This window comes from Streptomyces sp. NPDC045701, from assembly GCF_056432045.1.
Map to the genome: position 1 here is coordinate 1 of NZ_JBWKJV010000024.1, position 5,748 is coordinate 5,748.

Genomic DNA, 5,748 nt, shown 5'->3' on the forward strand with positions numbered 1-5,748 from the left:
TGAAGCGTGGCACCGATGTCCGACGTCCGCGTCGTGGTCATCGACTGCACCGACACGGGCGCGTCCCCGCCCACGGCCACCGAGCCGACCTGGATCTTGCGGCTGACACGGCGGTCGGCCAGCTTGGTCGGAACGGACGGGATACCGAGAGAAATCGCGGTCATCTGCTGTGCAACCCCAAGGTGTGGATCGAGGTCCCGAGATCGGCGGGCTCCGGCTTCGAGATTACAGCCCCTCGATGACACGACCGGACACCGCAGGGGTGTCCGGCCGTTGTCGTTCACACGTACGTACGCCGTGCGACTATGAGATTTTCACCGGGTTGACGATGTCCGCCACCAGCACGAGCAGCGTGAAGCAGATGAAGATCCCCGCCACCACGTAGGCGACCGGCATCAGCTTGGCGACGTCGAACGGTCCCGGGTCGGGCCGCCGGAAGACCTTGGCCACGTTCCGGCGCACGGACTCCCAGAGCGCTCCCGCGATGTGCCCGCCGTCCAGGGGCAGCAGGGGCAGCATGTTGAACAGGAAGAGGGAGAGGTTGAACCCGGCCAGCAGCGTCAGGAACGTCGCGATGATGTTCTGCGTGGGGATGTCCAGGTTCATCACCTCGCCGCTGATCCGGGCGGCACCGACGACGCCCACCGGGGAGTCCGCCTTGCGCTCGCCGTCGCTGAACGCCGCGTTCCACAGGTCGGGGACCTTGGAGGGCAGGGCGACGATGGACTCGACGCCGTTCTCGATCATGTCGCCCATGCGGTCCACGGACTGGCCGAAGCTGAGCGGCAGGATCTCCGTCCTGGCGGCGAAGCCGAGGTAGCCGGCCTGGATGTACTTGTCGGCGACCACCTCGCCGTCCTCGTCCTTACGGGGGACCTCGTTCTCGATCAGCGTGGGGTGGAGGGTCAGCTCCTTGCCGTCGCGGACGACGGTGAGGTCGGCGGGGCCGATGGTGTCGCGGATGCGCTGTGAGAGGGTCGCCCAGTCGTCGACGGGCTCGCCGTCGAAGCCGACGATCCTGTCGCCCGGCCTGAGCCCGGCGGCGTGGGCCGGGGAGACCGGGTCGCTCTTGGCGCAGGTGTCGCGCTTCTCGCTCTGCTCGATGACGCACTTCTGTACCCCGGCGACCTCCGTCGTCTGGGTCGCGTACCCGAAGGTCATCGAGACGCCGAGGAAGATCGCGACGGCGAGGACCAGGTTCATGAAGGGGCCGGCGAACATCACGATGACGCGCTTCCACGGCTTGCGCGTGTAGAACAGCCGCGTCTCGTCGCCCGGCTGGAGCTCCTCGTACGCCGCCGACCGGGCGTCCTCGATCATGCCGCGGAACGGGGAGGTGGAGCGTGCCTCTATGCGGCCGTCGTCGCCGGGCGGGAACATGCCGATCATGCGGATGTAGCCGCCGGCCGGGATGGCCTTGACGCCGTACTCGGTCTCGCCCTTCTTCCGCGACCAGACGGTGGGGCCGAAGCCCACCATGTACTGCGGTACGCGAATGCCGAAGAGCTTGGCCGTGGAGAGGTGGCCGAGCTCGTGCCAGGCGATGGAGAACAGCAGCCCGACGCCGAAGAGCGCGATGCCGAGGATCGTCAAAAGAATCGTCATGCGCGAGCCTCCGCGGTCGCCTTCGCCGTCAGTTCACGGGCCCGGGCACGTGCCCAGGTCTCCGCCTCCAGGACGTCCTGCATGGTCAGGGAGGTTCCCCCGGCCGGGGTGCCGTGCTCGGTCACCACGGCCGTGACCGTGTCCATGATGCCGTTGAAGGGGAGCCGCCCGTCGAGGAACGCCTCCACGCACTCCTCGTTCGCGGCGTTGAACACCGCCGGGGCCGTGCCGCCGAGCTGTCCGACGTGGCGGGCGAGGCCGACGGACGGGAAGGCCTCCGTGTCGAGCGGGAAGAACTCCCAGGTGGAGGCCGTGGACCAGTCGAAAGCGGGCGCGGCGCCGGGGACGCGGTCGGGCCAGCCGATGCCGATGGCGATCGGACCGCGCATGTCGGGCGGGGTGGCCTGGGCCAGGGTGGACCCGTCGGTGAACTCGACCATCGAGTGCACGTACGACTGCGGGTGGACGACCACCTCGATGCGGTCGAAGGGGATGTCGTAGAGCAGGTGCGCCTCGATGACTTCCAGGCCCTTGTTGACGAGCGTCGCGCTGTTGACGGTGATCACCGGCCCCATGGCCCAGGTGGGGTGCGCAAGGGCGTCCTCGCGGGTGACGTGGGCCAGTTCCGCGCGCGTACGGCCGCGGAAGGGGCCGCCGGAGGCGGTGACGACCAGTTTCCGGACGTCGGCGCGGGTGCCGGCGGCCAGCGCCTGGAAGAGCGCGGCGTGCTCGGAGTCGACCGGGATGATCTGGCCCGGCTTGGCGACGGCCTTCACCAGCGGGCCGCCGACGATCAGCGACTCCTTGTTGGCGAGGGCGAGCGTCCGGCCCGCTTCGAGGGCGGCCAGGGTCGGCGCGAGGCCGATGGAGCCGGTGATGCCGTTGAGCACGGTGTGGCACTCGGAGGCGGCCACCTGGGTGGCGGCGTCCGGTCCGGCGAGGATCTCGGGCAGCGGCTCCGTGCCGTACTGCTCCTTCAGCGCCTCCCGCAGCGCGGGCACGGCCTCCTCGCGCGCCACGGCCACCGTACGCACCCGAAGCCGGCGCGCCTGCTCGGCGAGGAGCCCCGCCCGGCCGCCGGCGGCGGACAGGGCGGTGACGCGGAAGCGGTCGGGGTTGCGCAGCACCAGGTCGATGGCCTGGGTGCCGATGGACCCGGTGGAGCCCAGGACGACGACGTCCCGGCGGCCTTCGGCCGGATCGAAGGCGATGTGCGGGTCTGCGAGGGGGGCTGGGCTGTCGCTCATGCCCCCATTCTTGCCGCATCCGCGCCATGCCCGGACGCGGCATCCCCTAAGCCGGGGATGTGAACGCCTCCCAGTGGGTGTGGAAGTCCGGGAACGTCTTGCGTACGCAGCCGGGGTCGTCGAAGGAGATGCCGGGGGTACGCAGGCCGGTGACGGCGAACGACATCACGATGCGGTGGTCGCCGTGGGTGACGATCTCGGCGGGGGCCGGGGTGCCCGGGTGGATCTCGATCCAGTCCGGGCCCGTGGTGGCGGTGATGCCGAGGCGGCGGAGGTTGTCGGCGCACACCTGGAGGCGGTCGCACTCCTTGACACGGGTGTTGGCGACGTCCTCGACGCGTACCGGGCCGTCCGCGTACGGCGCCAGGGCGGCCAGGGTGGGCATGGTGTCGGAGATGTCGCGCATGTTGACGGTGAGGCCGTGGAGGCGGCCGGTGCCGCGCACGGTGGTCCCGTCCGCGGCGATCGTGACGTCGGCGCCCATGCGGCGCAGGACGTCGACGAAGCCGAGGTCGCCCTGGAGGGCGCCGGTGCCGAGCCCGGGGACGGTGACCTCGCGGCCGGTGAGGGCGGCGGCGGCGAAGAAGTAGCTCGCGGTGGAGGCGTCGGGCTCGACGGCGTAGGTGGTGGCGCGGTAGCCGGTGGGCGGCACGGTGAAGACGTCGCCGTCGCGGGTGGGGCGGGCGCCGAAGGACCGCATCATCGCGAGGGTGATGTCGACGTACGGCTCCGAGACCAGGTCCGTCACGGTGATGGACAGGCCCTCGGCGGTGAGCGGGCCGAGCATCAGCAGGGCGGTGAGGTACTGGGACGACTGGCCCGCGTCCAGGGTGACCGCGCCGCCCTTGACGCCACGGGCGGCGATCCGCAGCGGGTGGTGGCCCTCGGCCTCCTCGTGGCGCAGGTCGACGCCCAGGGTGCGCAGGGCCTGGGTGAGCGGTGCGAGGGGGCGGCGGCGCATCTGCGCGGAGGCGTCGAACCGGAAGTCGCCGTGCCCGGTGGCGGCGAGCGCCGGCAGGAACCGGGCGGTGGTGGCGCCGTCACGGCAGTGGACGTCGGCGGCCGTGGCGGCGGGCCCGGCGGGGCGGCCCTGGATCCGCCACCGGTGCGCGGCGCGCTCGACCTCGTACCCGAGGGCGCTGAGCCCCTGGGCGAACCCTTCGGTGTCGTCGGAGGCGAGGGGGCGGACGAGCGTGGTGGTGCCCTCTGCCGCGGCGGCGAGGAACAGGGCGCGGGCGGTGACGGACTTGGAGCCGGGGATGTCGATGACGGTCACGGCGCCATCCTGCCGTTCCGGGCGGGACGGGCGCCGGGCGTCTCAGGTGCTGGGCGGCGGGCGCGCCGGGCGGCGGGCGGGCGTGTTCGGCTGTGTCCCCCGCGTTGTGTGCGGGGCGACACGGCGGAACGGTTTCGCTCGGCGCGCCGGTCCGGGGAACATGTTCGCGGACACCATGTGCCGGGGCCGCGCGGTCGTTCGGGGGACGCGGCCGGGCCACGTCATCCGGGGGGATGCCATGGACACAGCTGTACGCGCGCGGGCGACGGGCAGGGGACGCGGCGTGCTGGAGGGGGCGTTCGCGCTGCTGGAGGCCCTGCGGCAGCACGGCGACGAGGCGGGGGTGACCGAGCTCGCGGTCGCCTGCGGGGTACCCAAGAGCACGGCCCACCGGCTGCTGGAGCAGTTGGTGGCCCTGGAGGCCGTCGAGCGCCGTGGTCTGCGCTACCGGCTGGGCGCGCAGCTCTACCGGCTCGGCCAGGCGTGGCAGCCGCACCCGGGGCTGCGCGCGGCGGGACGACTGCCGCTGCACCGGCTGCGGGCGGCCACCGGGGGCAGTGCGGTGCTGGCGGTGCTGCGCGAGGAGCAGGCCCTGACCGTGTGTTCGGTGCCCGGCCGGGTGGAGCCGCTGGTGCCGGTCCGCGACGGTGAGGCGTTCTCGCTGGACACGGCGCTGGGCAAGGCGCTGCGCGGCCCGGTGCGCGGCGGTGCCGTACTGGACCGGGAGGACGTGGTCGCCGGGGTGTGCTGTGCCGCGCTGCCGGTGCGGTCGCCGGCGGGGGCCGTGGTGGGGGCGGTGGCCGCGATGGTCGGGTCGGGCCAGCGGCTGGAGGTGGTGGCGGGCCGGGTCGCCGAGGCGGCCTCCGCCGTGTCCCGCGCGCTGGCCCGGTCGGGGGCCGAGGTGGTGCCGTGAGGGCGTGGCCCGGGGTGTTCCGCTCAGTGGAACGCGCGTAGATACGGGGTGGTCCGGGCGGGCAGGGTGGAGTCGTGCCGGGGGACGGCACGGGCCCCGCGGAACGACGCGGGGCCACCACACCATCCATGGGGGAGAACGACAATGCGTGGAATCGCTCGAGTGGCCGCGGCCGCCTTCCTGTCGATCGCCGGCGCCGCCGGGTTCGCCGGGACGGCCCAGGCCGAGCCGATCGACTACGTCCGCATCGAACTGCTGGAGCTGACCTGCCACCAGCAGAGCGAGGGCGACCACGACGAGGCCTACCTGAAGGTCACCGACGCCAACGGCAATGCCGTCAAGGTGTGGCCGGGCAACCTCAAGTACCAGACGATGGGCCCGGGTTACGTACGGTCGATGACCGACGGCAACGGCAACGCGGCCCTGGTCCTCGGCAAGGAGCAGGCGCGCACCATGACGCTGTGGGACTACGACACGACGAGCGGCGACGACAAGCTGGGCGCGACGCTCGCCACCGGCAGCGAGGCGGGTGCCGAGATCCAGTACCGCTCGCTCGAAGGGTCCGGCGGCGTCTACACCATCGCCTACCGGGTCATCGACATCTGACGGGCCCCGCGGCGGGGGGGGGGGGGGGGGGGGGGGGGGGGGGGGGGGGAGGAAGGCAGACACAGCAACCGTGCGGAACTGCGGGAGGGAGAGGGTAAGCA

The 5,748-nt window shown here is 72.5% G+C and carries 6 protein-coding genes; 2 read left to right on the forward strand and 4 right to left on the reverse strand.

The annotated features are described in order from the left end of the window. The 4 genes from AC07DW_RS22925 to aroA form a co-directional block, all read right to left on the reverse strand. A partial coding sequence (locus AC07DW_RS22925; protein ID WP_350985938.1) for a flavodoxin-dependent (E)-4-hydroxy-3-methylbut-2-enyl-diphosphate synthase occupies positions 1–164 on the reverse strand: 164 nt, incomplete at its 3' end. A 139-nt stretch (positions 165–303) separates the two neighbouring features. Further along, a complete protein-coding gene (locus AC07DW_RS22930) occupies positions 304–1,605 on the reverse strand; it encodes a M50 family metallopeptidase (RefSeq protein ID WP_478859538.1) in 1,302 nt (433 codons plus the stop codon). Continuing rightward, positions 1,602–2,852 (reverse strand): 1-deoxy-D-xylulose-5-phosphate reductoisomerase, encoded by a 1,251-nt coding sequence (gene dxr, locus AC07DW_RS22935; RefSeq protein ID WP_478859539.1) that lies wholly within the window; start codon positions 2,850–2,852, stop codon positions 1,602–1,604. The genes AC07DW_RS22930 and dxr overlap by 4 nt, the downstream gene beginning before the upstream one ends. Positions 2,853–2,898: 46 nt before the next feature. Continuing rightward, positions 2,899–4,128 (reverse strand): 3-phosphoshikimate 1-carboxyvinyltransferase, encoded by a 1,230-nt coding sequence (aroA, locus tag AC07DW_RS22940; protein ID WP_478859540.1) that lies wholly within the window; start codon positions 4,126–4,128, stop codon positions 2,899–2,901. A 238-nt stretch (positions 4,129–4,366) separates the two neighbouring features. Between aroA and AC07DW_RS22945 the strand changes: the two genes are divergently transcribed. Together AC07DW_RS22945 and AC07DW_RS22950 are read left to right on the forward strand one after the other, a co-directional pair. Then, complete coding sequence (locus AC07DW_RS22945; protein WP_478859541.1) at positions 4,367–5,041, forward strand: helix-turn-helix domain-containing protein; 675 nt, start codon at positions 4,367–4,369, stop codon at positions 5,039–5,041. Positions 5,042–5,185: 144 nt separating this feature from the next. Beyond that, on the forward strand, positions 5,186–5,647 hold the full coding sequence (locus AC07DW_RS22950) for a hypothetical protein (RefSeq protein ID WP_478859542.1): 462 nt from the start codon (positions 5,186–5,188) through the stop codon (positions 5,645–5,647). Positions 5,648–5,748: the final 101 nt, after the last annotated feature.

Bases quoted from the DNA above. Each gene is read 5' to 3' on its own strand.
- AC07DW_RS22930 (WP_478859538.1), bottom strand. From the start codon at position 1,605: ATGACGATTCTTTTGACGATCCTCGGCATCGCGCTCTTCGGCGTCGGG.
- dxr (WP_478859539.1), bottom strand. From the start codon at position 2,852: ATGAGCGACAGCCCAGCCCCCCTCGCAGACCCGCACATCGCCTTCGAT.
- AC07DW_RS22945 (WP_478859541.1), top strand. From the start codon at position 4,367: ATGGACACAGCTGTACGCGCGCGGGCGACGGGCAGGGGACGCGGCGTG.
- AC07DW_RS22950 (WP_478859542.1), top strand. From the start codon at position 5,186: ATGCGTGGAATCGCTCGAGTGGCCGCGGCCGCCTTCCTGTCGATCGCC.